This is a genomic window from Lacihabitans soyangensis (genome assembly GCF_024343775.1).
Taxonomy (GTDB): Bacteria; Bacteroidota; Bacteroidia; order Cytophagales; family Spirosomataceae; genus Leadbetterella; species Leadbetterella soyangensis.
On record NZ_RJUF01000005.1, the window covers coordinates 91,180 to 115,963 of the forward strand.

General features: G+C 38.4%; 22 protein-coding genes. 18 read left to right on the plus strand and 4 right to left on the minus strand.

The annotated features are described in order from the left end of the window. The first annotated feature begins 25 nt into the window (after positions 1 to 25). The 5 genes from EGI31_RS03870 (at position 26) to accC (ending at position 4,136) form a co-directional block, all read left to right on the plus strand. The gene (locus tag EGI31_RS03870) at positions 26 to 1,012 is read left to right on the plus strand and encodes a beta-ketoacyl-ACP synthase III (RefSeq protein ID WP_255035837.1); all 987 of its coding nucleotides are present in this window, start codon (positions 26 to 28) and stop codon (positions 1,010 to 1,012) included. Positions 1,013 to 1,016: 4 nt separating this feature from the next. After that, positions 1,017 to 1,652 carry a hypothetical protein gene (locus tag EGI31_RS03875; RefSeq protein ID WP_255035838.1) on the plus strand — a complete coding sequence of 212 codons (636 nt, stop codon included), beginning with the start codon at positions 1,017 to 1,019 and terminating at the stop codon, positions 1,650 to 1,652. 2 nt (positions 1,653 to 1,654) lie between these two features. After that, positions 1,655 to 2,224, plus strand: a complete 570-nt coding sequence (efp, locus tag EGI31_RS03880) for an elongation factor P (RefSeq protein WP_255035839.1) — start codon at positions 1,655 to 1,657, stop codon at positions 2,222 to 2,224. A gap of 65 nt (positions 2,225 to 2,289) precedes the next feature. Beyond that, positions 2,290 to 2,766 carry an acetyl-CoA carboxylase biotin carboxyl carrier protein gene (accB, locus tag EGI31_RS03885; RefSeq protein ID WP_255035840.1) on the plus strand — a complete coding sequence of 159 codons (477 nt, stop codon included), beginning with the start codon at positions 2,290 to 2,292 and terminating at the stop codon, positions 2,764 to 2,766. Positions 2,767 to 2,792: 26 nt separating this feature from the next. Then, entirely contained in the window at positions 2,793 to 4,136 is a 1,344-nt protein-coding gene (gene accC, locus EGI31_RS03890) for an acetyl-CoA carboxylase biotin carboxylase subunit (protein WP_255035841.1), read from the plus strand. Positions 4,137 to 4,190: 54 nt separating this feature from the next. Here accC and EGI31_RS03895 read toward each other — a convergent pair whose 3' ends face one another. Both EGI31_RS03895 and EGI31_RS03900 read right to left on the minus strand, forming a co-directional pair. After that, on the minus strand, positions 4,191 to 5,333 hold the full coding sequence (locus tag EGI31_RS03895) for a hypothetical protein (RefSeq protein ID WP_255035842.1): 1,143 nt from the start codon (positions 5,331 to 5,333) through the stop codon (positions 4,191 to 4,193). Between the two features lie 381 nt (positions 5,334 to 5,714). Next, positions 5,715 to 6,950 carry a spore maturation protein gene (locus EGI31_RS03900; protein WP_255035843.1) on the minus strand — a complete coding sequence of 412 codons (1,236 nt, stop codon included), beginning with the start codon at positions 6,948 to 6,950 and terminating at the stop codon, positions 5,715 to 5,717. Positions 6,951 to 7,068: 118 nt separating this feature from the next. Between EGI31_RS03900 and EGI31_RS03905 the strand changes: the two genes are divergently transcribed. The 3 genes from EGI31_RS03905 to EGI31_RS03915 all read left to right on the plus strand — a co-directional run bounded on the left by EGI31_RS03905 (position 7,069) and on the right by EGI31_RS03915 (position 11,684). Continuing rightward, positions 7,069 to 7,833: a M15 family metallopeptidase gene (locus EGI31_RS03905; protein ID WP_255035845.1), complete on the plus strand. Its 765-nt coding sequence runs from the start codon at positions 7,069 to 7,071 to the stop codon at positions 7,831 to 7,833. Between the two features lie 437 nt (positions 7,834 to 8,270). After that, positions 8,271 to 9,308 (plus strand): phenylalanine--tRNA ligase subunit alpha, encoded by a 1,038-nt coding sequence (gene pheS, locus EGI31_RS03910; protein WP_255035846.1) that lies wholly within the window; start codon positions 8,271 to 8,273, stop codon positions 9,306 to 9,308. A gap of 33 nt (positions 9,309 to 9,341) precedes the next feature. Then, the gene (locus EGI31_RS03915) at positions 9,342 to 11,684 is read left to right on the plus strand and encodes a sialate O-acetylesterase (RefSeq protein WP_255035847.1); all 2,343 of its coding nucleotides are present in this window, start codon (positions 9,342 to 9,344) and stop codon (positions 11,682 to 11,684) included. Here EGI31_RS03915 and EGI31_RS03920 read toward each other — a convergent pair. Further along, positions 11,642 to 12,193, minus strand: a complete 552-nt coding sequence (locus EGI31_RS03920) for an RNA methyltransferase (RefSeq protein WP_255035848.1) — start codon at positions 12,191 to 12,193, stop codon at positions 11,642 to 11,644. The genes EGI31_RS03915 and EGI31_RS03920 overlap by 43 nt on opposite strands. A gap of 113 nt (positions 12,194 to 12,306) precedes the next feature. Here EGI31_RS03920 and EGI31_RS03925 point away from each other — a divergent pair, with 113 nt between their 5' ends. The 4 genes from EGI31_RS03925 to EGI31_RS03940 all read left to right on the plus strand — a co-directional run bounded on the left by EGI31_RS03925 (position 12,307) and on the right by EGI31_RS03940 (position 17,858). Next, positions 12,307 to 13,173 carry a hydroxypyruvate isomerase family protein gene (locus EGI31_RS03925; RefSeq protein WP_255035849.1) on the plus strand — a complete coding sequence of 289 codons (867 nt, stop codon included), beginning with the start codon at positions 12,307 to 12,309 and terminating at the stop codon, positions 13,171 to 13,173. A 50-nt stretch (positions 13,174 to 13,223) separates the two neighbouring features. Next, positions 13,224 to 14,435, plus strand: a complete 1,212-nt coding sequence (locus EGI31_RS03930; protein ID WP_255035850.1) for a bifunctional 3,4-dihydroxy-2-butanone-4-phosphate synthase/GTP cyclohydrolase II — start codon at positions 13,224 to 13,226, stop codon at positions 14,433 to 14,435. 108 nt (positions 14,436 to 14,543) lie between these two features. Then, a complete protein-coding gene (locus tag EGI31_RS03935; protein ID WP_255035851.1) occupies positions 14,544 to 16,832 on the plus strand; it encodes a glycoside hydrolase family 20 protein in 2,289 nt (762 codons plus the stop codon). 132 nt (positions 16,833 to 16,964) lie between these two features. Beyond that, positions 16,965 to 17,858 (plus strand): TIGR01777 family oxidoreductase, encoded by an 894-nt coding sequence (locus EGI31_RS03940; RefSeq protein ID WP_255035852.1) that lies wholly within the window; start codon positions 16,965 to 16,967, stop codon positions 17,856 to 17,858. A 1-nt stretch (position 17,859) separates the two neighbouring features. Here EGI31_RS03940 and EGI31_RS03945 read toward each other — a convergent pair whose 3' ends face one another. After that, positions 17,860 to 18,531 carry a DUF6962 family protein gene (locus EGI31_RS03945; RefSeq protein ID WP_255035853.1) on the minus strand — a complete coding sequence of 224 codons (672 nt, stop codon included), beginning with the start codon at positions 18,529 to 18,531 and terminating at the stop codon, positions 17,860 to 17,862. 398 nt (positions 18,532 to 18,929) lie between these two features. On the opposite strand from EGI31_RS03945, the gene glyA reads away from it, so the two are divergent. The 6 genes from glyA to EGI31_RS03975 all read left to right on the plus strand — a co-directional run. Next, positions 18,930 to 20,222, plus strand: coding sequence for a serine hydroxymethyltransferase (glyA, locus tag EGI31_RS03950; RefSeq protein ID WP_255035854.1), 1,293 nt, complete (start codon positions 18,930 to 18,932; stop codon positions 20,220 to 20,222). 101 nt (positions 20,223 to 20,323) lie between these two features. Beyond that, the gene (tatC, locus tag EGI31_RS03955) at positions 20,324 to 21,196 is read left to right on the plus strand and encodes a twin-arginine translocase subunit TatC (protein WP_255035855.1); all 873 of its coding nucleotides are present in this window, start codon (positions 20,324 to 20,326) and stop codon (positions 21,194 to 21,196) included. After that, on the plus strand, positions 21,193 to 22,299 hold the full coding sequence (locus EGI31_RS03960) for an AI-2E family transporter (protein WP_255035856.1): 1,107 nt from the start codon (positions 21,193 to 21,195) through the stop codon (positions 22,297 to 22,299). Before tatC ends, EGI31_RS03960 begins: the two co-directional genes overlap by 4 nt. A 216-nt stretch (positions 22,300 to 22,515) precedes the next feature. Then, positions 22,516 to 23,328 (plus strand): EboA domain-containing protein, encoded by an 813-nt coding sequence (locus tag EGI31_RS03965; RefSeq protein ID WP_255035857.1) that lies wholly within the window; start codon positions 22,516 to 22,518, stop codon positions 23,326 to 23,328. Between the two features lie 28 nt (positions 23,329 to 23,356). Then, positions 23,357 to 24,376: a TatD family hydrolase gene (locus tag EGI31_RS03970; RefSeq protein ID WP_255035858.1), complete on the plus strand. Its 1,020-nt coding sequence runs from the start codon at positions 23,357 to 23,359 to the stop codon at positions 24,374 to 24,376. 7 nt (positions 24,377 to 24,383) lie between these two features. Continuing rightward, a partial coding sequence (locus EGI31_RS03975; RefSeq protein ID WP_255035859.1) for a UbiA family prenyltransferase occupies positions 24,384 to 24,784 on the plus strand: 401 nt, incomplete at its 3' end.

Here is a 24,784-nt window from a genome sequence, read left to right on the forward strand (position 1 = left end):
TACACCATTAAGAATTTTTAAGCCTATGAATTTAAAAGCTGCCATTACAGGCATTCACGGGTACGTACCTGAGGATGTAGTCACCAATGCGGATCTCGAGAAAATTGTTGAAACCAACGATGAGTGGATTACCTCTCGAACAGGCATCAAAGAAAGAAGAATTCTCAAGGGAGAAGGAAAAGGTACTTCAGTAATGGCCGCCGAGGCTGTAAAAGGACTATTAGAAAAAACCAACACAGACCCCAAAGACATAGATTTAGTTATTGTAGCCACAGTGACTCCAGATTACATGTTTCCATCAACTGCCAATCTGGTTTGCACTCAAGTTGGTATTCCAAGCATTTGTAGTTTTGATATTCTGGCAGCTTGTTCGGGTTTTATTTACGCCTTGGTTACAGGTGCACAGTTTATAGAGTCCGGTAGATTCAAGAAGGTAATAGTAGTTGGGGCCGACAAAATGTCGTCTATCATAGACTACACCGATCGTACAACTTGTGTACTTTTCGGTGACGGTGCAGGTGCGGTGCTTTTGGAACCAACCACCGAAAACGAAGGAATTATAGACTTCATGCTACACTCTGATGGAACGGGTGAAAACCACCTCATAATGAAAGGCGGTGGTAGTAAATACCCTGCTTCTCACGAAACAGTTGACAAGCATTATCATTATATACACCAAGAAGGTCCGTCGGTATTTAAGTTCGCTGTGACCAATATGGCCGATACAGCTGCAGCTATAATGACGAAAAACAACCTCAAAAGTGAGGATATCAGATGGCTTGTTCCTCATCAAGCAAACAAAAGAATTATTGACGCTACGGCCAATAGAATGGGAGTTGGTGAAGATAAAATCATGGTTAATATCCAAAAATATGGTAACACCACGGCTGCCACTATTCCACTTTGTTTATTTGATTACCAAGATCAGATTAACAAAGGTGATAATCTAATACTTGCAGCCTTTGGCGGTGGATTTACATGGGGATCGGTATATGTAAAGTGGGCGATTTGATTCTATGAAAAAGTTTATATTTAGCTTTTTGCTACTGATTGGAGTCTTTTCAAAATCCCATGGCCAAAACTTAAGGACTTTCAATACCATCAATTTCACCACAAATCTTTCATCTCGAATACATAACTATTCTTTTTCTGTTGGAGAAATGATGCAAATTAAGAAGAAGGTTCCATTTAGGATATTGGTTGCAGCCCAATATACAGGGAAAATATCCAAAAAAGGCTTTTGGCCCGGTAATAACAACAATGGAATTGGGTTTAATCTGAAACAAAATGTATTTACTTCGAACATTAACTTGCCTGTTGGAGGAGAAATATATTACAAAAATATCGGTTTGGGATTGGTGCAAGAAATCGTTAACTTTAATATTTCCAAGAGTTTTGATTCAACCAAGGTGGATATTCCTGCGAATCATGAGATTAAAACAAACAGATTTAGCCATATTTTCTCGGCCAAAAATAATCTAAATTCCACTTTTTACTTGGTCTATACCTTAAGCGACTCTTTCTCATTAAAATTAGGCTTAAATAGAGGCAATGACCTATTCAACTATTACCAAAGTTCAAAAAAAATAGGTTTTTCGAAAATAACCGACAATTCAATTTTTATTAGTATCAGAACAAATATAGAAAAATAATAATGGCAACTACAGCAGATTTTAGAAATGGTTTGTGTTTGGAATGGAACAATGATTTGTATATTATCGTAGATTTTCAACACGTAAAACCAGGTAAAGGTGGTGCTTTTGTACGTACCAAGCTTAAAAACATCAAAACTGGTAGAGTTCTTGACAATACCTTTACGGCAGGCGAAAAAATAACGACCGCAAGAATTGAAAAAAGACAATATCAATTCCTATACAAAGACGAAGTAGGTTATAACTTCATGGATAATGACACTTTTGAGCAAATCTCACTAGGAGAAGCCATGGTTCCTTTGGCAGATTTAATGAAAGAAGGTTCAAACGTAGACTTATTGGTTCACTCAGAAACAGAAACTCCGCTATCGGTAGAAATGCCAGCTTATGTGGAATTAAGAATCACTTATACCGAACCTGGTATAAAAGGTGACACCGCAACAAATGCCAGTAAACCAGCTACCGTAGAAACTGGTGCTACCATAAAAGTGCCTTTGTTTATCAACAATGACGAACTTATAAAAGTAAACACCTCTACTTACGAGTACGACTCAAGAGTTAAAGAGAAATAAAAAATATTAATTAATGGTTTCTTTAAATTGCTACATTTGCAATAAAACCGAATTACCTTAAAAATATGGATACTAGAGAGATTCAAAAACTTATAGATTTCATTTCGAAATCAGACCTTAGCGAAGTAAATATAGAAACTTCCGAACTGAAGTTACAAATAAAAAGAAACGGAAATAGCCCAGTTCAATATGTGGCTGCTCCTGTTTTTGAGGCCGTAGCCCCACAAAACGAAACCGTTGCGGCTCCAGTGAGAGAGGCTGTGGCAGCAGCTCCTGTTGAGACTGTAGCAAGCACAAGCCATCTGATTGAAATTAAAGCACCTATGATAGGCACTTTTTATCGCTCAGGAGGACCTGGCAAGCCTAATTTTGTAGAAGTTGGAGACGAAATCGCTTCGGGTAAAGTTATATGTATTTTGGAAGCTATGAAACTTTTCAACGAAATAGAATCTGAAATATCTGGTAAAATCGTAAAAATATTGGTGGACGATGCCACACCAGTAGAATATGATCAGCCACTTTTCTTGGTTGACCCGTCTTGAGTCCTTACATACAAAAACCAAAAGCTATGTTCAAAAAAATATTAATAGCCAACAGAGGCGAAATAGCTCTTCGTATTATACGTACCTGTAAAGAAATGGGCATAAAGACTGTAGCAGTTTATTCTACTGCTGATAAAGAAAGTCTTCATGTACGTTTTGCAGACGAAGCGGTATGTATAGGGCCGCCATCAAGTAAGCAGTCATACCTCAACATTCCAAGTATTATATCAGCTGCGGAAATTACGAATGCCGATGCCATCCATCCGGGGTACGGCTTCCTGTCTGAAAATGCCGAGTTTTCAAGAATATGCGAAGACTACAAGATAAAATTTATTGGAGCTACTGCGGAGCAAATCAACCAAATGGGTGACAAAGCCACAGCGAAAGAGACCATGAAAAAAGCTGGCGTACCTGTAATTCCTGGTTCAGAAGGACTTTTAGAATCTGTGGAGCAAGGTATTGCTTTGGCTGAGGAAATTGGCTACCCTGTAATTGTTAAGGCAACAGCAGGCGGTGGAGGACGAGGAATGAGAATCATCCGAAGCTCGGAAGAATTCCAGAAAAACTGGGATGACGCCAAAATGGAATCTGGAGCAGCATTTGGTAACGACGGACTCTATCTAGAAAAGTACATTGAAGAACCAAGGCATATTGAGATCCAGATAGTTGGTGACCAATTCGGTAAGGTTTGTCACCTTTCAGAAAGAGATTGTTCAATCCAAAGGAGACACCAAAAATTAGTTGAAGAGACACCATCACCAGTGGTATCTGATGAACTAAGAGAAGAAATGGGCAAAGCAGCCATTGCTGGAGCTACAGTCATAAAATACGAAGGGGCCGGAACTGTGGAGTTTCTTGTAGACAAGCACGGCAAGTTCTATTTTATGGAAATGAACACCAGGATTCAAGTAGAACACCCAATTACTGAGGAAGTTACGGACTTTGACCTTATAAAAGAGCAAATAAAAGTAGCGGCCGGAATACCTATTTCTGGGATAAATTATTTCCCTAAAATGTATTCAATGGAGTGTCGAATAAACGCAGAAGACCCAACACAAAACTTCAGACCTAGCCCAGGCAAAATAAAGCAAATAAACTGGCCAGGTGGTCATGGCGTAAGAGTTGACTCGCACGTATATGCAGGCTACACTATCCCTCCTAATTACGACTCCATGATAGCCAAACTTATTGTGACAGCCAGAAGTCGTGAAGAGGTTATTGTGAGAATGAAACGTGCTCTTCAAGAATTCTTTATTGACGGAATTAAAACCACTATACCGTTCCACCTAAAGCTGATGGACGACGAACAGTTTAAGTCTGGCAAGTTCAATACATCGTTTTTGGAATCCTTCAATTTTGAAGATTTATAAAAATAGTGAGATATTTACAAAAAAAGGTCGAGAGCAATCTCGACCTTTTCTGTTTTAATACTTATCATAAAACCGCTTTATTCTTGTAGAAAACTGATCATAAATGGGTTTGCAGAATTCGATAAATAACTGCTGAGCGGGCGGCGGCATTTCTTCTTTAAACTTTACTGCCTCAAGGTCCAATTTCGACAAGGCTCTTTCATCGCCGTTAAATGATGCCCACTTGTTATCCCAAATAAACTCTCCTGGAAGTTGGTCTCTGAGCAAAACCTTTTTAGACTTATAATCATAAATTTCCATAGAAAGTAACCCTCTCGAACGAACTGACTTATGGTTTCTTGTGACGGTGGCGTTAACCAATCCATAAACGTCGACATTCTTCCCTCCTATTTTGGCAGTACCGGTTTTTACACTGTCTTTGCTGGTGACATTAATTTTTTCAGACTTCAAATTTGTCTCTCCAACTACAAACTCAATAAATTCCAAACGAACCACATGGTCAGGATTGAGTTTGAGTTGTTTGGCTTCAGCAGGTTGATAAAACCTTATAAATTTATTTAATCTTCTGTTGGTCTGTAGAAATTCGTCAACTTTGCCCCTAAAAAAATCATTACTGTATTGATACATTTTAGAGTTGATATTCGGTTGTTCTACCACCACATGATATGACCCCACAAATAAAGACTCCTCGATTTTTGCGTTAACATCTTTGTAATTAGGAGCATATCTGGCCAACTCACTGAAATTGTCATAGGCACTTCTGCCCGCATCAATTGTTCCTTTTCTTAGAATAGCATCTGCAAACTCGTATCTTTCTGTAGCGGCTAATTCCATTGCATCTTCATACTCTCTAAAATATGAATCAGGCGAAACTACTTTTCTACACGATGGACATTTTTCTATTTTATCATGTAATTCGTTCAACTTAGCATAATCATCAACAACTCTTTCATATTTAAATTGTTGATTGGCCAATTTGGCCCTACTAATATCCCTCAAAAGATCCTCTTGAGCTAACTGATAAGCGTTTGGTAATACTTCGAGGGCTTTGTCGTTGTTACTGTCCTTTCTAAGTTTATCTATCGCCTGTAAGGCTGCCTCATAATATTTCCCTGACTCAAGGGCCTTTTTCCCTGATTTTGAACAAGAAATTAATACTACAGAAAGTAGTAATATCATAATTTTCATAGCTTTCATTTTATTTTTTGTTTGGTTTATTTTCAAGACTTCAAGAACAATTCAATTTTACGACATCAGTTTTACAAATTCAAAAAACCAAAGCATTTTAACAATATTTTAGCATTTATTACTTTTTAAAAATCTTTTCGAGCAAAATTCTGTTTCTAGTTAGAACATATTTCCTCAATGGATAACATATTAAAAAACTGGACTATACTCCGAGCTAGCCATTTAGCAGTCTCAATTGTTTTATTGGTGGCAGCTATATATTTTTCTCACAATGTTTTTCTTTACATTTTGGGTGTTGGATTTTTGTTTCAAAGTTTGACAAACACAGGCTGTAGTAACAGCTCATGCTCACGAGATGAAATCAGGCAGCGTTACAAAAGGAGGCACTGATTAATAGAAAAATATGTAAGAAACTATAATTGCTGTGATTACTCCAGCCAAATCTGCGAGTAAACCAGCTACCAATGTATAACGGGTATGTTTAATGCTCACACTACCAAAATAAAGGGCAAGTATGTAAAGGATGGTATCGGAACATGCCTGAAATACACCTGAAAGCCTTCCTTCAAAAGAGTCTACCCCATATTGTTCCATTGTTTCTATCATCATCGCACGGGAACCACTACCACTCAATGGATGCATCAAAGCAGTTGGTAAGGCATTGGTAAAGTCAGTATTGATACCTGTAAAACTAAATAACCATTTGAGAAAATCTACCACATAATTCAAGGCTCCAGAATTACGAAAAGCACTTATGGCCACCAACATACCCACCAAATACGGAATTACCTTGACGGCGGTTTCGAAACCACTTTTGGCCCCCTCAATAAAAGTCGGAAAAATATCTACTTTTTTGTATAATGCACCACCTACAAATCCAGAAATAAAGGTCATCAAAACCAAATTGCTCACCACCTTCGAAACCACCTCAATTTCTTCTTTTGGCAAACTAGAAAAATACCACAAAACAAAACCGATAAATCCAGTAATTCCCAACAGCCAAGACATGAGTACCTTATCAAAGAAATTCAATCTTTGCTTGATACCTACAAAAAGCAAACCAGTCAGAGTAGCTACATAAACAGATATCAGTGCCGGAATAAAAATATCAGATGGGTCAGCAGCTTTATAAATAGCACGCTGAGCCATTATAGAAATAGGAATTAGCACTGGTCCGGCACTGTGCAAAACCATAAACATGATTTGGGAATTCGAGGCAGTATCTTTTTTAGGATTAAGCTCTTGCAAACTCTGCATCGCTTTTAAACCGAAAGGCGTAGCAGCATTGTCCAAACCGAGCATATTAGCCGAAAAATTCATAATCATCTGTCCATTAGCTGGATGATCTCTCGGCACCTCAGGAAAAAGCCTACTAAAAAAAGGTGCTATAATTTTGGCCAGACGCCTAATAACCCCAGCCTCTTCACCGAGCTTCAAAATACCCAAAAAGAAGGTCATCACGCCAGCAAGAGGAAGTGCTAACTTCATAACCGCAGATTCAGCTGAATCAAACATTCCTTCTATTATAATTTTAAAAATTTCGGTGTCGCCGAAAAAAATCAACTTAATAAGTGCAACAACAAAAGCAACAAGAAAAAAACCAATCCAGATATAATTCAGAACCATGCTTAGCGGGTAGTTTTATAAAAGAAGCAAATTAGTTTTTTATCTTAGATTTCGGAATATTTCTAATGGATATTTTACGATATTTACGAATTCAAACTTTAGAACCTTCAGAAAATTCATGAGCATAAACTTCGAAAAACCTCTTTTGAAGGCTTTGAAAATTGTATTAAGTTTCCTACTAACAGTAAGTTGTACGGAAAACACAAACTCTGGCTCAGAAAAACATCAAGATAAGGACTCGACAGAGATAGTTATATCTTTAGAAATGTCAGACTACGAGTCTTCTATGCAGAACCAAGGATTGGTAAACATTCAAAAATTAGACAGCTCACTTGTGGTAGATTTAAAGTACAGCAGTACAGATAATTTTTTTGGCGAGGATGTTTATGGCATTTTGAAGAATGCCTATCTTCAGGAGAAACCAGCCAGAGCCCTAAAGGCGGCCAACGAAGCCCTTATGGCAACTCACCCGAATTTAAGGCTAATTATCTATGATGCTGCACGACCTATAGAAATTCAAAAAGTCCTTTGGAATAAACTAGATAGCTTACCACCAAAAAAACGAAAGGATTTTGTGGCAGACCCATTGGAAGGTTCGATACACAACTTCGGTTGTGCAGTTGATCTATCCATTTACAATTCCGAAACCAAGGAAGCGTTAGACATGGGCACAAAATACGACTACTTTGGCCACCTGGCCTATCCAAGACTCGAAAACCAAATGCTTCAACAGGGGAATTTAACCGAAAAACAATTAGAAAATCGGCAGTTACTCCGGAAAGTGATGCAGTCCGCAGGCTTTGAACCCATAACCAGCGAGTGGTGGCATTTCAACTATTACTCAAGAAAAAAGGCGAAAGAGTTGTACAAAATAATAGAATAAAAAAATCCAGTAAATCGATTAGGAAAAATCAACTACTGGATTGTAAAAGCATGGACTAAGTTAGGCGACAGTTTTATAAAAATTAGTATTCAAAGGCCATATCTAATCGCTATGACGGAATTGTGTTGTTTCAGATCAAGAGATTCAGAAAAAATCTACTTGACACAAAGTTCATTTATAATTTTCAGTTTGAAAAACTCCACATTTCCTGATAATAAGATAAATATTTGTTATTCAACTATTTAATCATTTTCTAATTCCCAAAATCAGGTATTTTCACCTAGCAAAACAGGTATTTTTACCTACTGCAATTTTTGGTGCATTTTTAGTGTTAAGTTTACTTCAAAAAAAGCTTTGTAGAAAATCCACTTTCTTGGGTTTTAAATAAGGCAAAATAGAATACAAAATATTATCTTTGCGGTTTAAAGTAAATTGGAGTGATTGAAAAAATAGAAAATATATTTACTGAAGTAGAACAATTTTTACTTGAAAAAAAATTGACGCACGAAGACTTTAGATTAAAATACTTAAGTAGAAAGGGCGTTCTTAACGAGCTTTTTGAGGACTTTAAAAAAATAAGCGGCGACCAAAAGCGTTTGGTTGGTCAAACCCTCAACAATTTAAAAAACAGACTGGAAGAGGTACATGTAGAGCTTTCAGCTAACAATATTGCAAATGTTTCTCCCAAAAACCAATCTCAAGTTTTAGATCTTACACTCCCAGAAATCCAGAATCAAATTGGAAGTTTGCATCCACTAAGCATTGTAAGACAGAAGATTGTTGAAATATTTGCTAGAATGGGCTTCAACACCGAGGATGGCCCCGAAATCGAAACGGATTGGTACAATTTTTCTGCCTTGAATTTTGCTGAAAACCACCCTGCAAGAGAAATGCAGGATACTTTTTTTGTAGAAAAAAACGAAGTAACCAAAGACGACTTATTGCTGAGAACACATACCTCTAATGTCCAAATAAGACTAATGGAGTATAAAAAACCACCTATAAGATCCATAATGGTCGGTAGAGTGTACAGAAATGAGGCGATTTCAGCCAGAGCACATTGCCAATTCCATCAGGTAGAAGGGCTTTATGTTGATAAAAATGTAAGTTTTAAAGACCTGAAGGACACTCTTTTTCATTTTGCCAAAGAAATGTTCGGTAAAGACACTAAAATCAGACTCAGACCAAGCTACTTTCCTTTTACAGAACCAAGTGCAGAAATCGACATCACTTGTTTTATTTGTCATGGAGACGGCTGCAATATTTGCAAACATTCGGGATGGGTTGAAATAGCCGGCTCTGGAATGGTGGACCCAAATGTATTGGCCAACTGCAACATAGACCCCGAAGAATACACTGGATTTGCTTTTGGTATGGGAATTGAGAGAATAACTATGCTCAAGTATGGTATCAACGATTTACGATTGTTTTTTGAAAATGACGTAAGATTTTTAAAACAATTCAACGGACTATAATATTACAATCTATTAACCAGCTCAAAACTATAAATGTATCAACCTGTAAAGTATTTAATTAGTATTGTCAGCTTTTACTTGCTGGGCCTAATGCTATGTAATGCCCAGATAAATATAAAAATCCCTTACGAAAAATCTGTTTTTCAAAGAAACAACAACAACTTAGGAAACATTTATATCACCGGTACACTGGATCAAGACGCAGATCGTGTAGAAGCAAGACTTGTACCGAGAATAGCCAATCAAGGCCAGCAAACAGACTGGAAAGTAATAGACAATGTCATAGATGGGCTTAGTTTCACAGGTTCTTTAGAGGGCAGTGGCGGGTGGTATAGATTAGAAGTACGAGCCGTTCAGAGCGAACAGATAACCTTCACGAAGTCAGTGGAGAGAGTTGGCATAGGCGAAGTATTTGTAATTGCTGGTCAATCAAATGCACAAGGTGATGGTAATAATATAAACGCCAAAGCTGCTACCGATGAGCGAGTTGTGGCGTTTGAACCCAATTACTTCGACCACCGAACGGCCCTGATTCAAAATTTTCCGGCCACCTTAACAATTGATAAATTCACAAATTTAGGTAGCAACACAAACATTGGCCCACTAGGATACTCAGCTTGGTGTTGGGGAGAATTGGGCGATCTTCTGGTAAAAAAGCTTAACGTTCCGGTATTGTTTTATAATGCCGCTCTTTCAGGAACTTCGACAGAAAACTGGCTATCTTCCATTTCCGGGAAAGACACCTATCATTTGTTTACCGGACAAAAATTCGAAAAATTCATGCCATATCATGCTCTGCGTAGAACGTTACACTCTATGTTAAGTATCTATGGGATGAGGGCTATTTTGTGGCATCAAGGCGAATTTGATGGTGTTTCAAGACTTACCGAGCAAAACTATTATAATAACCTCCGCGATTTGATTCAAGAAACCCGCAACAACGTAGGCGAAAAAATCCCTTGGGTTGTGGCAAGAGTTTCGAGGTTTCAAGGTATCAATTACCCATCTATAATTTCTGCACAAAACAATATAATAAACAACATAGAAAGCGTGTGGGCCGGCCCTACAACTGACGACATTCAACCATTCAGGCCTGACGGAGCACATTTCGAAAACAACAGCAGTGTAAATGGACTTAGCCAATTGGCAGATGCTTGGAACCTATCTCTGACCAATAATTTCTTTTCTCAAATTTCGCCAGTAGTGGCCAAAGGCCTTGCAGAAATCAAATATAACTGTTTGAGTTCAACAGAGGTGAATTTTAGATTTGACAAAATTTATCAAAGTTACCTCTGGAGTAACAACAGTTCTAATAGCCAATTGAATGCTTCTGATGGTGAAATAAGTGCCATACTTCGAGACGGCTACAGCAACCTTATCTACACCAATCAGATTAAGGTGGGCAGCGTATATCCAAAGATTGCTCCGACAATCACTCCGAGTGTCAGTATAGTTGGATGTGTTGGAAAATCGGTTGAATTACAGGCCAATCCATCAAAGTATGAGGTAAATTGGAACAATGGTCTGATTGCTAATAAAATAAATGCCAATCAGGTTGGACAATATTTCGCCAGTTATCGCTCTGCACAAGGTTGTTTATCTCCAAAATCCAATGATTTGTTCCCAGTTTTTGTAAATGCACCTCAAAAACCAACCATAGACCTCCTCAATTCGGATGGATATGAATGTCTTGGAAATATCATTAAATTCAAAGTCTTTAATCCTCAAAACCACGATGTAGTATGGAGCACTGGACAAAAAACGCAAGAATTGAGTATTACCGATAACCAGAAGATCCCGATAAAAGTAACTTTATACAGTAATTATGACTGTCCATCACCAGAATCGGATACTTTGAAATACAGATTTTTATCAAATCCAAAAACCCCGAATATCGAAAAAACTGGACCTTTCTCGGTCAAAGCAATTGAACTAGAGCCCGTACAAAAATTCGAATGGTTTTTGGATAATAATCCTCTGACCTCACAAATCCAACCAGATTTATTTGTAAACTCCAACGGGTTATATTCCGTAAAAGCAGTTAAATCATTATTAACCACCACCAATAGAGTTTTAGAATGTAAGTCTGGAGTATCATCGCAGTTGTCTATTACTAAGGATAGAAACCTCTTCGGTATCAGTGTATATGCCAACCCAGTGAGCGATGGAAAAGTAAAAATTGCAGCGGACAGAGAGCTTCAAAATGTGATAGTGTCGATATACAATGACTTAGGCCAGAAAGAATATGAAACAACTTTCGAAACCCTTAAGCTACCAGTTGAGATTGACCTCTCTGCCAAAAAGATTACGGGAAAAAGAATCCTAAAAATGAACTACATGGGCTTAACACGTTCATTTCCATTGATTTTTGAATAAAAATCCCAAAGTAAAATACCCGTAGAAACACTTACATTAAAAGAATGTTTGGTACCGAACTGTGGTATTTCTACAACCATATTTGCCAAGTCAATTATCTCTTGTTTTACGCCAAAGACTTCGTTTCCTAGAACAAAAGCGTATTTCTGACCGTTTTCGGGATAAAATTTATCTAACGAAACACTATCTCTTACCTGTTCTAAAGGCAGTATCTTCCAACCTTCAGACTTTAGCTGCCGAATAAGTTCAACAGCATCAACAACATGCTCCCACAAAACAGAATCTGTTGCTCCTAAAGCTGTTTTTTCGATTTCTCGATGTGGCGGCTGAGCAGTAATACCACACAAATATATTTTCGAAGCCAAAAAGCAATCTGCTGTTCTAAAAATCGAACCCACGTTGGCCATACTTCTGATGTCATCCAGAATAAGACAAAAATTGCTCTTTTCTGACTTCTTAAAGTCTCCTACCGATAGTCGGTTGAGCTCGTCCATTGATAATTTACTCATGATCTGTTCAATTTCCCGAGAAAAATTTTCTTAAAACTCAAAATCAAGTTTTCAAAATCTCAGTTTTCCTGAAGGTTTTTTTTAAATTTCGGGGCAAATCTAAATATTATATCATGGAAAACTCTATTGCTCGGCGAGAAACCATTAAAAAAATACTTCTTTCAGGTCTTAGCTTACCGCTGATGATTGATCAAGAGGACATCATGCTCAATGGGAAAATTAAACATTCGGTATGCAAATGGTGCTACAACTCCATTCCGCTTGATGAATTCGCAGGAGCAATAAAGAAAATCGGTATTGCGGCCATCGATTTGATTTCACTGGATCAGTTTCCAGTATTGAAAAAACACAACATTCCCTGCTCGATGGTATCGATTTCGAGTCAAGAATGGGGAATAACAAAGGGCTGGAATAGAACGGAGCATCACCAAGGGCTGATAAAATGGTATAAATATTTGATAGATGAAACCGCCAAAGCAGGGTATAAAAACATAATCTGTTTCTCAGGAAACCGTGAAGAGGGTCTCGACGACGAGATAGGCCTAGAAAACTGTGCAGAGGGACTTTCAAAAATAATTGGATATGCCAAGCAGAAAAAAATCACCCTAGTTATGGAGTTGCTCAATAGCAAAATAGATCATAAGAACTATATGTGCGATAGTACAGACTGGGGCGTTGAACTCTGTAGAATGGTTGATTCTGAAAATTTCAAGTTACTTTTTGACATTTACCATATGCAAATTATGGAGGGAGACATCATACGCACCATAAACGAAAACCATAAGTTTTTTGGTCATTATCATACTGGCGGAGTACCTGGTAGAGCCGAAATAGACGAAACACAAGAGCTCAACTATCCAGCAATTATGAGGGCAATCGCTGCTACTGGCTTCCAAGGTTTTGTTGGGCAAGAGTTTATTCCCAAAAATCCTGACAAAATAGGCTCCCTCACTAAGGCCATTACACTTTGCGACATCTAAATAGTTTACTACTTAAATCTTTATTGATAACTTTGTAAAAAAAATAAGGAATGCAGCAGATAAAACTAGATGCCATTGAAGAGGCGATAGAGGATATAAAAAATGGCAAGGTTATTATCGTCGTGGATGACGAAGACCGCGAAAATGAGGGGGATTTTATTTGTGCTGCAGAAAAAATAACACCTGAGTTGGTAAACTTCATGGTGAAAGAAGGACGTGGACTTATGTGTGCACCTCTGACAGCCGAAAGATGCAAAGAACTGGGCCTCGACCCCATGGTAAGAAAAAATACGGCAGAACATGAAACGGCATTCACTGTTTCGGTCGACCTACTTGGACAGGGCTGTACAACTGGTATCTCCGCTTCGGATCGCTCAAAAACCATTCAAGCACTCGTAAACCCAGTAACCAAACCTGAAGATTTGGGTAGACCGGGGCACATATTTCCGCTGATAGCTGCCGAAGGCGGTGTATTGCGTAGAACTGGCCATACAGAGGCCGCCATAGACTTTGCAAAATTGGCAGGCCTAAATCCTGCAGGAGTTTTGATAGAAATTCTTAACGAAGATGGCACTATGGCCCGTTTACCAGAATGCAGAGTTTTAGCCGACAAATTCGACCTTAAATTGGTATCCATCAAAGACTTAATAGCTTACCGACTAGAAAAAGAAAGTCTTATAAAACGCGAAATAGGCGTAAACATGCCTACAGAATGGGGCAATTTTGAAATGATAGCTTTTAGGCAAATAAACAATGACCAGCTTCATTTGGCATTGGTCAAGGGCACATGGGAAGAAGACGAACCTATTATGGCCCGAGTTCATTCTTCATGTGTTACGGGCGATATTTTTGGATCTTGTAGGTGTGACTGCGGGCAACAGCTCCATGCAGCCATGGAAATGGTCGAAAAAAATGGTAAAGGAGTAATTGTTTATATGAACCAAGAAGGCCGAGGAATTGGCCTTTTGAACAAACTAAAAGCCTATAAACTCCAGGAACAAGGCAGAGATACTGTGGAAGCCAATCTAGAGTTGGGCTTCAGTGCAGATGAGAGAGATTATGGTGTTGGTGCTCAAATTTTGAGGAACCTCGGTGTTTCAAAAATCAATTTGATTTCAAACAATCCTAAAAAAAGAGTAGGATTAATGGGCTATGGGCTAGAAATAGTAAATTGTGTTCCAATCGAAATTGAGTCGAACCCACACAATGAGGGTTATCTAACAACCAAAAGAGACAAACTAGGCCATAATATTATGAAATAAAATATCAAGACTGCGGATTTCCGTTTAGAATGAATAAAATTCATTTTTAAAATAATTTAATATTTAAAAATACGTTATTTTGCACGAAATATCCTAATAAGCATTTAAATGAAAAAAACGCTCCTTGTTTGCCTAATTTCCATTGGGAGTTTTGCACAAAACGCTATATCCATAATTCCAAAACCCGAGAGCATTACCCAAGGAAAGGGGAAGTTTACGATAAATTCTGCCACTCAAATCGTAGTAGAGTCTAACAACACCGAAGCTCGCGATGTGGCCGAACAATTGGCCATAAGACTGAAAATTGTTTCTAACAAACCGATTGATATTGGCTCTGCAAATGGCAACAATAAGATTGTTTTTTCGAAAGATCAGACAATAGAAAAAGAAGGCTATAATCTAAAAGTAACTCCAACTGGAGTAACCATTGCGGCATCTAACCCAATTGGGCACTTTTATGGCCTTCAGACACTTTTGCAGCTTTTTCCAAGCCAAATTTTAAGTAGTTCGACTCAACCAAACCTTAGCCTAACACTATCCGAATGCACTATAAAAGACAAACCTAGGTTTGAATACAGAGGAATAATGATGGATGTTGGCAGGTATTTCTATCCAGTAGAATTCATCAAAAAACTGGTTGATGTTATAGCTTTTCACAAGCTAAACACACTTCACCTACACCTAACCGAAGACCAAGGTTGGAGAATAGAAATCAAAAAATACCCAAAACTAACTGAGATTGGTTCTGTTAGAAAGGAATCAATGCTGGGCCACCATAGAGACCAAAAATACGATGGCAAACCCCATGGCGGATTCTACACTCAAGATCAAATCAGGGATTTGGTGACTTATGCTCAGCGAAAGTATGTAACCATTGTACCGGAAATCGAAATGCCGGGCCACGCATTAGCTGCAATTGCCTCCTACCCAGAGCTAGGCTGCACAGGCGAGCAATACGAAGTCGGGACCGAGTGGGGTGTTGAAGAAAGAGTTTTTTGCCCAAATGAGAAAACTTTTGAATTCCTAGAAAATGTACTAACGGAAGTAATCGACTTATTTCCAAGCCAGTACATACATATAGGCGGTGACGAATGTCCTAAAATAGCCTGGAAAAACTCACAGTTCTGTCAAGATTTAATGAAAAAAGAAGGTTTGAAAGATGAACACGAACTTCAGAGTTACTTTATTCGAAGAATCGACAAATTTGTAAGCTCGAAAGGAAGAAAAATTATAGGTTGGGACGAAATATTGGAGGGAGGTTTATCCCCGAATGCTACAGTAATGTCGTGGAGAGGGGTTGACGGTGGCATTGCCGCGGCCAAGCAAAAACACGATGTTATAATGTCGCCCAACAGCCACATGTACTTAGATTATTACCAAGGTAGTGCTTCTAGTGAGCCATTGGCCATCGGAGGTTTCCTGCCAATCGAAAAGACCTATTCTTTTGAGCCTTTTGCTCCCGAACTTACGGCTGAGGAATCAAAATACATAAAAGGCGTGCAAGCCAATTTGTGGACAGAGTATATCTCTAAACCTGAACACGCCGAATATATGCTTTTCCCAAGAGCCCTAGCTACTGCCGAAATAGGATGGTCTTCAAAGGAAAAAAACTTTGAGGATTTCAGCAAACGCATGACCAAACATTTTGAAAGACTTGACCAACTGGCAGTAAATTACTCCAAAGCATTCTACAGTGTGGCGTTTTCAACTTCTAAAAACAGCCTGAATCAGCCCTTGGTTTCGCTGAGCTCTAACGATAAAAATGGCATCATTAGATATACAATGGATGGCACCAAACCGAATGAGAAATCTCTGGTATATTCTGATGCCAAAAAAATCACAATAGATGGCGATAGAACCATAGCTGCGGCTTATTTCACCAAAAGTGGACAAATGTTGGGGGCACCAACCATGAAATCATACGTAATTTCGAAGTCTACCGGTAAAACCTACAGCCTGAGCAAAGAACCAAAAAAATATAACGGCGGCGAAAAGTATGCACTTACAAATGGTATAAGAGGCGAAAACAATAGCAACGACCCTTGGGTTGGTTTTCAGGGCGAAAATTTTGACTTCACGATGGATTTTGGTCAAAAAACATTTTTCAATACGGTTTCAGTGGGATTTCAAGGGGCTTACGCTTCATGGATAATGCCTCCAAAAAACATTGAAATCTTTGTATCAGACGATAACAAAACTTTTAAATCAATCAAGAAAATGGAGTTGGGTTCGGCCGTAAAGAAAGAGAATTTTGTTCAGCAGCTCAATATTTCGGTGGGCAATAGCAACGCAAGGTACCTGAAAATAGTAGCAGAAAATTATGGTAAACTTCCGGAAGATCATCCTGGAAAGGGAAGCCCAGCATGGCTATTTGTAGATGAAGTTTCAGTGAAATAAGAAAATACGAAATTCTAATTTGGAGCATTTCCTTTACAGAAATGCTCCTTTTTTTTAAAACAAAATTAACCCAAAGTGTTTTGATTTTCGAAACAATACCTATCGGCACAATGTTTATCTCAATAAAAAAAGATGAGAGTTTTAATAACAGGAGGTAGCGGTTTGATAGGCAAGGCACTTACAAAAAGACTGTTGACCGAGGGTCATCAGGTAAACATTCTTACTCGCAAAATCACCCATACCAGTGCCGCCAAAGAATTCCTATGGGACGGTCAATCTGTTGATAGCAAAGCTTTTGAAGGTATAGAAGTGCTCGTTCACTTGGCCGGAGCAGGTATTGCAGACAAAAAATGGACCTCAGAAAGGAAACAGGAAATTATAGATAGCAGAGTAAAATCCATAGAGCTTATTGGTAAAAAATATGCAGGAAGCTCGTTGAAGGCAATCGTTGGAGGTTCAGCAATTGGCTATTATGGCGGAGATTCTGGCGAAACGCAAAATGACGAGAACTCTCCTCATGGAAACGATTTCATGGCCGAGTGTTGTGTAAAGTGGGAAAAAGCAGAGGAAGATTTTGCAAAAAGAAAGAACCTCAGATTAGTAAAGGTCAGAACTGGAGTAGTTTTGGATGCTGAAGACGGTGCATTACCACAAATCACCAAACCCATAAAATATTATGCTGGCACGGCTCTTGGCTCAGGCAAACAGTGGATGTCTTGGATACATATTGATGATATTGTGGAAATATTTTACCAATCCATTGTGAACGAAGACATAAAAGGCACCATTAATGGGGTGGCTCCAAACCCCGTTCGCAACCAAGACTTCACAAGATTGGCTGCCGAAGTCATGAAAAAGAAATTAATTCTGCCCAATGCTCCAGCTTTTATACTCAAAATGATTTTAGGAGAAATGTCGGTGGTAGTTTTAGGAAGCAGTAGAGTTTACAACTCACAAACACTCCCGTTCGAGTTTAAATATGAGTATCTCGAAAATGCACTAAGCAATTTATTGGTCAAAAATTGATTTAGCCCACAGCTTGAGACTTACTCTGATACTTTATGCCCCTGAATATCAATAATATACTCACATACATGATTACATGAGAGATGTCATTGTGGTTAAACCATTTGGAGAACGACAATTTCTGGGCATGCACATAAATGGTCAAAAAAGAAATTATAAAACCAAAACTGATGTAGGTTCGGTGTACCCAGTTTTCTAATTTTAAAGGAAAAAACACCACCACCATTTGGGTCATAGCTATGAGCGAATTGACAGCTACAACTCTGAAATCAAAGAAATAAAAAACCGAAGGTAAAAAGATTAACATCTGAAATATGGAAAGCCCAAGCATCCATTTCCTCACATTTTCATTCTTTAACTCTCCAAATGCAGCAGCTTGAGCAAAAAAAGTAGAAAAACCGGCCGTGACTTGCATGACTAGCCATACGGAATTGTAAAAGGCATTATTATGTCTTTCAAAAATACCATGTGAAAGAGCACCAAGTAATGTAGAAAAACCAAGAAAAAGATAGAATTTAAGCCAATGAGATTGGCTACTGCAGTTGTCATTTAGTTTTTGAATACTGAAAAAAAAGTAGAAACAACTTATGGACAAGAGCAAATCTGTTAGCGAAGTTACCGGCTCTGAGAGAACCGTACGAAGCTGCTCGATAAAGTTAATAATGATATTCATAGCTAATTGGGTCACTCTTTCCTAGGCCTTGAATGGAGATCTGAATCTGTCACTCCGCTAAGAAAATTTTAATAGGTATATAGGTTTTGTGCTAAACTAATAAAACTATTTGACTTACCCAATTATGCCGGCACAACATTAAATTTCTGTACAGGACTTTAAGATACTGCTTCGTTTGTCAACAATTTACTTACTTACTCAGCATCCAGTGCTTTCAGTACACGCAAAAAAAAGACTTTCAAGTATTTAACCCCAAACCCATTTTGTAAATTTAGCCCTTAGGCCAATACTTTTTTGACATAATTTCCAAAAAAAAAAGACACTAAACGCGTTTCTCGAAAAAGAAGTTTTAATTTTGCGGCACAGAAAATCGAGTATCTAAATTATCAAATTAATCAATGTCAGTATTGAATTCTACGCCAAACAGAGACAATCAAATTTTTGATTTAATTCAAAAAGAGCATAACAGACAGCTACATGGAATTGAGCTGATTGCCTCTGAAAATTTTGTTTCACCACAAGTTATGGAAGCCGCTGGTAGTGTGCTCACCAACAAATACGCCGAGGGATTGCCTGGAAAGAGGTACTATGGAGGCTGTGAAGTGGTTGACGAAGTGGAGCAGATTGCAATAGATCGACTAAAAGAACTTTTCAAATTGTCGTGGGCAAACGTTCAGCCACACTCTGGTGCTCAAGCAAACATGGCCGTATTTTTGGCTTGTTTACAACCGGGCGACAAAATTTTAGGATTTGACCTGTCACATGGCGGCCACTTGTCTCATGGTTCTCCTGTAAATATATCTGGAAAATACTTCCAGCCATTTTTCTATGGTGTTGAAAAAGAAACTGGACTTATAAACTGGGATAAAGTTGAAGAAACTGCCACCAAAGAAAAACCAAAATTGATTATTTGTGGTGCTTCGGCTTACTCAAGAGACTGGGATTATGCGAGACTTAGGGCCATAGCAGATAAAGTTGGTGCAGTACTTTTGGCAGATATCTCCCACCCTGCCGGCCTTATAGCCAAAGGTCTTTTGGCAGATCCATTTGATCATTGTCATATCGTGACCACCACCACTCACAAAACCCTAAGAGGAACCAGAGGCGGTGTAATAATGATGAGAAACGATTTTGAAAACCCTTTTGGTATCACTACTGCGAAAGGAAAAATCAGATCGATGGCCTCACTTTTGGACTCGGGTGTTTTCCCTGGCACACAAGGTGGCCCATTGGAGCATATCATTGCAGCTAAGGCAGTTGCATTTGGCGAGGCCCTGTCAGATAGCTTTGGAGCGTATGCCGTACAGGTTCAGAAAAATGCCAAGGTCATGGCACAAGCTTTTGTGGACAAAGGCTACAGTGTGATATCTGGTGGAACTGACAACCACTTGGCACTTATAGACCTTCGTCCGAAAGGATTAACAGGTAAATTGGCAGAAAATACACTTATCAAAGCCGACATAACAGTTAACAAAAACATGGTTCCTTTTGATGATGCCACAGCCATGACAACCTCTGGCATGAGAGTTGGTACTGCAGCCATGACTACACGCGGACTGGTAGAAAGTGATTTTGTAAGAGTGGTTGACTTGGTAGACAAGGTATTAATGAATCATGACAATGAGTCAGTGATCACAAGTGTAAGAAATGAAGTTAATGAGTGGATGAAAGCATTCCCACTTTTCAAATAATTATTTTAGACTAAAAAATACCCCATCTGAATGTTTAGATGGGGTATTTTGTTTTAAAGAAGTGTATTAAATTATTACATTTGCATAAAGAAATCAAACAAATGCCCTTAGATCAATCTCCTTATATACATTACGACGACAACGAAGACGAACAAAACGGTGAGCATGCCGAAAAGGAAATGACCTTTATTGAGCATTTAGAAGAGCTTAGGTGGCATATTATTCGTTCTGTAGCGGCCATACTTATCTTTATGATTGTGGCTTGGGTCATGATGGGTAAAATATTCAACCTCATTATACTAGCTCCTTCAAGGCCAGACTTTTGGACATACAGAAAACTTTGTGAGTTAGGAAATAAAGTGGGTATTCCCAGCCTTTGCGTCGAAAAACTCAACTTCTCGCTAATGAGTCGTGAGGTTTCCGGGCAGTTTATGATGCAGCTTACTGCTTCTGCTATAGTGGGACTTTTGGTGGCGTTTCCATATGTTTTTTGGGAAATATGGAGATTTATAAAACCAGGTTTAAAGATTACTGAGAAAAAAGCGGCCACTGGTTCGGTTTTCTTTGTGACTACCTTGTTTTTCTTAGGTATTATGTTTGGCTATTATGTAGTAGCTCCTTTCGCCATTAACTTTTTGGTAAACTTTCAGATAGATCCTAGTATTGAAAATCAATTTGATATTCAGTCTTACATTTCTGTTTTAGCCACACTTACATTAGCCTGTGGAGTAACCTTCCAGCTTCCTATGGCAATATTAGTTTTAACCCGTATAGGCATAGTTACTCCTGCATTTTTGAAAGAATATAGAAAACATGCCTTCGTTATAATACTCATAGTTGCGGCCATTATTACACCTTCTCCGGATATGATTAGCCAGGTTTTGGTGGCCATTCCATTATATATCTTATTCGAAATCAGTATATTGGTATCGCAAAGAATTTACAACAAGAAACTAAAAGAAACCGAATCATGACAAAAAGACAAGGCTTATTCCCTATTCAAAATGCTGCTTTCGCATTGATAATTTTGGTAATTGTGGTTTATGCCTTGTATATTTTGAAAGATATTTTTATACCCTTCATAATTGCTGGACTTCTTTCGTTCTTGCTATTTCCGATATCAAGGTTTCTTGAAAAATACCATTTTCCAAGACCGTTGGCTATTTTAGTTTCTATTGTGGTGGCTTTATCATTATTGGGTTCTATTATCTATTTCTCGTACACTCAGATAATCCAGTTGGAAAGCTTAATCCCTTTAATAGAGAAAAAAGGCACCGTTTGGATTACAGCCATTGAAAAACTTCTGAGACGGAATCTCCACATCAATCAAAACCAATTGGTGGCAGAAAGTCAAAAATATATGACGGAGGTATTAAAAAATAGCACCAAACTGATCGGACAAACACTTAGCACCACCTCGGGTTTTCTTATAAATTTCTCATTATTACCCCTATACATTTTTTTGTTCTTGCTGTACAGAGACTTCCTCAAGACTTTTGTGTATAAACTAATGCGAAATAGCAGTAAGCATACCATATCCAATACCATTAATAAAATAAATGGCGTGGTGAGAAACTATATCGTAGGGCTTCTTTTGGTTATTCTTATTGTTGGTATTTTAAATACGGGGGCACTTTATTTCTTAGACATAGAACATGCTCTTTTCTTTGGCTTCTTTGCATCCTTTTTGGTGCTGATTCCTTATATCGGCATAGCTATTGGTTCAGCATTACCCATATTAGTAGCCCTAATAACCAAAGATTCTTACTGGTATCCGTTGGGTGTTGCTGCTTCTTTTTTTGTGATACAATTCCTTGAAGGCAACTTCATAACTCCCTTTATAATAGGCAACAAAGTAAGCATAAACTCTCTTGCGGCTATCATATCCTTACTCCTATTTGGTAACCTTTGGGGAATCAGTGGATTGGTTTTGGCATTACCCCTTACGGCCATCATCAAGGTTATATTTGATTCCTCCGACTCGCTTAAAGCGTGGGGATTCCTACTTGGCGACTCCGACCATATCGATGTTCAGGTTACCAAAAAACATTTCAACTTTAAAAATTTCGGCAAATAAGCAAGCGATGAAATAAAGCTTAATTCTGCCAAAAATCTGGTTTTATTCCATGATTTTGTGAGCATTTTATTATTCGTTGTCTTACCAAATCAATACCTGCGGAATATCTCTACAAACTAGCTTTTTTTATCTATTTAGTTGTCCAAATATTTAGTTTATCTGCTATATTTGAGTACAATAAAGAAGTAATAAAACGAGCAATCGTACAACAAGAAAATGGATTTAAAGGATAATCTTTTTGAGATTATTAAGGTCAATGCCTCTCAAAAAGAACAAGATTGGATTGAAACAAAAGCCAATGGCAGTTTACAATCTATGCAGACCGCGTTTGTAGCTACTCCAAGGTTTATCAGTAAGACGCCGGTCAACTCCGATATCACGCTCCGAGGCATTAGTTTTGAAACTTGGACATTAGACAGACTAGTGCGTGCTTATTTTTTGGTCTGTTTAGATAATTCAGACATAGAAATCTACATCAAAACGCTAAATACCCTTTTTGAAACTGCTGAAAACAACGAGGCTGTAGCCCTAATTTCATCTTTGGCACTTCTCGAAAATCCTGAATCTTGGCTTTTACGAGCCACCGATGCCGTAAGAACCAACATAGGAGTGGTGTTTGATGCCATTGCATTCGACAATCCTTACGCAAAGACCTATTTCTCAGAATTAGCTTGGAATCAGTTGGTTCTGAAGTGTATTTTTAATGACAAACCGATACACAAAATACAAGGATTGGACGAAAGACCCAATAAAGAGTTGGCGATTTCCATTTCTAATCTTGCACATGAACGCTGGGCGGCAGGCCGTACCATTCCTCCGCAAGCGTGGCGGTTGGTTACTAATTTTTTAGATGAAATAATCTTGGAGGATATCAAAAAACTCTTTGCCTCCACAAATGATAATGACCAATTGGCGGCTGCCTTAGTTTGTAAAAACAGTGAATTCCCACTCGCAAAAAGTGAGTTAATAAAACATATTGAACTAGACGAAAAAGCTAAAAATCTCTCTTGGAGTGCTTTAGAAGTGTAGAAAGAACTTATTGAAATTCCTTAATGAAATGTGCCAAAAAGAATCAGAAATAAAACAAAACCCTTCTCATTTTGAAGGTACTGCTGAAGAACTAGAAATGTCAAAAACCATACAGGCCAACTACATGGACTATGTGAAAGGTATGAAATTCTTTGACCCGCATATTCACATGACATCCAGGACGACGGACGATTACACCGCCCTGGTAGATGCAGGCGTAGTGGCCATTATAGAGCCGGCCTTTTGGCTCGGGCAACCTCGAACAGGTTTAGCTTCTTTCAAAGATTACTACAGCAGCTTGGTAGGCTGGGAGCGTTTTCGTTCGTCACAATTTGGCATCAAGCATTATTGCACCATAGGATTGAACTCAAGAGAAGCCAACAACGAAGCTCTTGCTGAGGAAGTTATGGAAATCTTGCCTTTATTTTTATACAAAGAAGGTGTGGTAGGCGTTGGAGAAATTGGCTTTGACGACCAAACCGCTGCAGAGGAAAAATATTACCGTCAGCAGTTAGAAATGTCAAAAGAGGCTGGCTTACCTGTGCAAGTACACACGCCGCATAGAGACAAAAAGAAAGGAACAGAATTGAGCATGTCCATTGCCTTGGAGCACGCCATTGACCCAGGAATGGTAATCATCGACCATAACAATGAAGAAACCGTGGAGAGTGTTCTGGACAAAGGATTTTGGGCGGCATTTACCATTTACCCTTTCACTAAAATGGGTAATGAACGCATGGTAGAACTCGTAAAAAAGTATGGGCCAGAACGAATCATGATAAATTCTGCTGCAGACTGGGGTATAAGCGATCCATTGGCAGTGCCAAAAACAGCCGCCTTGATGAAAATCAGGGGAATTTCAGATGAAGCTATAAAAATGGTTTGCTACCAAAACGCCATTGATGCCTTTGCTCAAAGTGGACAAATAAATGTGGCGGACTTCGAGACACCACAAGTAATCGATCAAAGTCTAAAATTCAATGGAAATACCGTTTTAAGAGGCGGACAGATTCCGAGAGTGGACAAAAATTCTATTTTTATTAGCTAAGTATATTTTGAACATAAAAGCATATCTTCAACTCTGTCGCCCCGCCAATATCATCACAGCTATTGCCGATATTTTGGCAGGAGTAGCAATAGCGAGTTTTGCGACTCCATTAACCGAAATAAATCCGTTTGGGGTAATACTTTTATGTATTTCTACTATTGGTCTGTACGGTGGCGGAATAGTTTTTAATGATATTTTTGATTTAGAATTAGATAAAATCGAGCGGCCTGAAAGAGCAATTCCCAGTGGAAGGATAAGCTTAAGAAATGCCTATATTTTCGGAACTGTGCTTTTGTTAATAGCAATTATTTCCGCTTTTTCGAATGGTAGTTTAAGTGGAATCATCGCAACATTGATCGCAATCTCAGCCCTTGTTTATGACAAATACGGAAAACATCATTCGTTTTT

Coding starts and splice junctions, on each gene's coding strand:
- EGI31_RS03870 (WP_255035837.1), top strand. CDS start 26: ATGAATTTAAAAGCTGCCATTACAGGCATTCACGGGTACGTACCTGAG.
- EGI31_RS03875 (WP_255035838.1), top strand. CDS start 1,017: ATGAAAAAGTTTATATTTAGCTTTTTGCTACTGATTGGAGTCTTTTCA.
- efp (WP_255035839.1), top strand. CDS start 1,655: ATGGCAACTACAGCAGATTTTAGAAATGGTTTGTGTTTGGAATGGAAC.
- accB (WP_255035840.1), top strand. CDS start 2,290: ATGGATACTAGAGAGATTCAAAAACTTATAGATTTCATTTCGAAATCA.
- accC (WP_255035841.1), top strand. CDS start 2,793: ATGTTCAAAAAAATATTAATAGCCAACAGAGGCGAAATAGCTCTTCGT.
- EGI31_RS03895 (WP_255035842.1), bottom strand. CDS start 5,333: ATGAAAGCTATGAAAATTATGATATTACTACTTTCTGTAGTATTAATT.
- EGI31_RS03900 (WP_255035843.1), bottom strand. CDS start 6,950: ATGGTTCTGAATTATATCTGGATTGGTTTTTTTCTTGTTGCTTTTGTT.
- EGI31_RS03905 (WP_255035845.1), top strand. CDS start 7,069: ATGAGCATAAACTTCGAAAAACCTCTTTTGAAGGCTTTGAAAATTGTA.
- EGI31_RS03915 (WP_255035847.1), top strand. CDS start 9,342: ATGTATCAACCTGTAAAGTATTTAATTAGTATTGTCAGCTTTTACTTG.
- EGI31_RS03920 (WP_255035848.1), bottom strand. CDS start 12,193: ATGAGTAAATTATCAATGGACGAGCTCAACCGACTATCGGTAGGAGAC.
- EGI31_RS03925 (WP_255035849.1), top strand. CDS start 12,307: ATGGAAAACTCTATTGCTCGGCGAGAAACCATTAAAAAAATACTTCTT.
- EGI31_RS03930 (WP_255035850.1), top strand. CDS start 13,224: ATGCAGCAGATAAAACTAGATGCCATTGAAGAGGCGATAGAGGATATA.
- EGI31_RS03935 (WP_255035851.1), top strand. CDS start 14,544: ATGAAAAAAACGCTCCTTGTTTGCCTAATTTCCATTGGGAGTTTTGCA.
- EGI31_RS03940 (WP_255035852.1), top strand. CDS start 16,965: ATGAGAGTTTTAATAACAGGAGGTAGCGGTTTGATAGGCAAGGCACTT.
- EGI31_RS03945 (WP_255035853.1), bottom strand. CDS start 18,531: ATGAATATCATTATTAACTTTATCGAGCAGCTTCGTACGGTTCTCTCA.
- glyA (WP_255035854.1), top strand. CDS start 18,930: ATGTCAGTATTGAATTCTACGCCAAACAGAGACAATCAAATTTTTGAT.
- tatC (WP_255035855.1), top strand. CDS start 20,324: ATGCCCTTAGATCAATCTCCTTATATACATTACGACGACAACGAAGAC.
- EGI31_RS03960 (WP_255035856.1), top strand. CDS start 21,193: ATGACAAAAAGACAAGGCTTATTCCCTATTCAAAATGCTGCTTTCGCA.
- EGI31_RS03965 (WP_255035857.1), top strand. CDS start 22,516: ATGGATTTAAAGGATAATCTTTTTGAGATTATTAAGGTCAATGCCTCT.
- EGI31_RS03970 (WP_255035858.1), top strand. CDS start 23,357: ATGTGCCAAAAAGAATCAGAAATAAAACAAAACCCTTCTCATTTTGAA.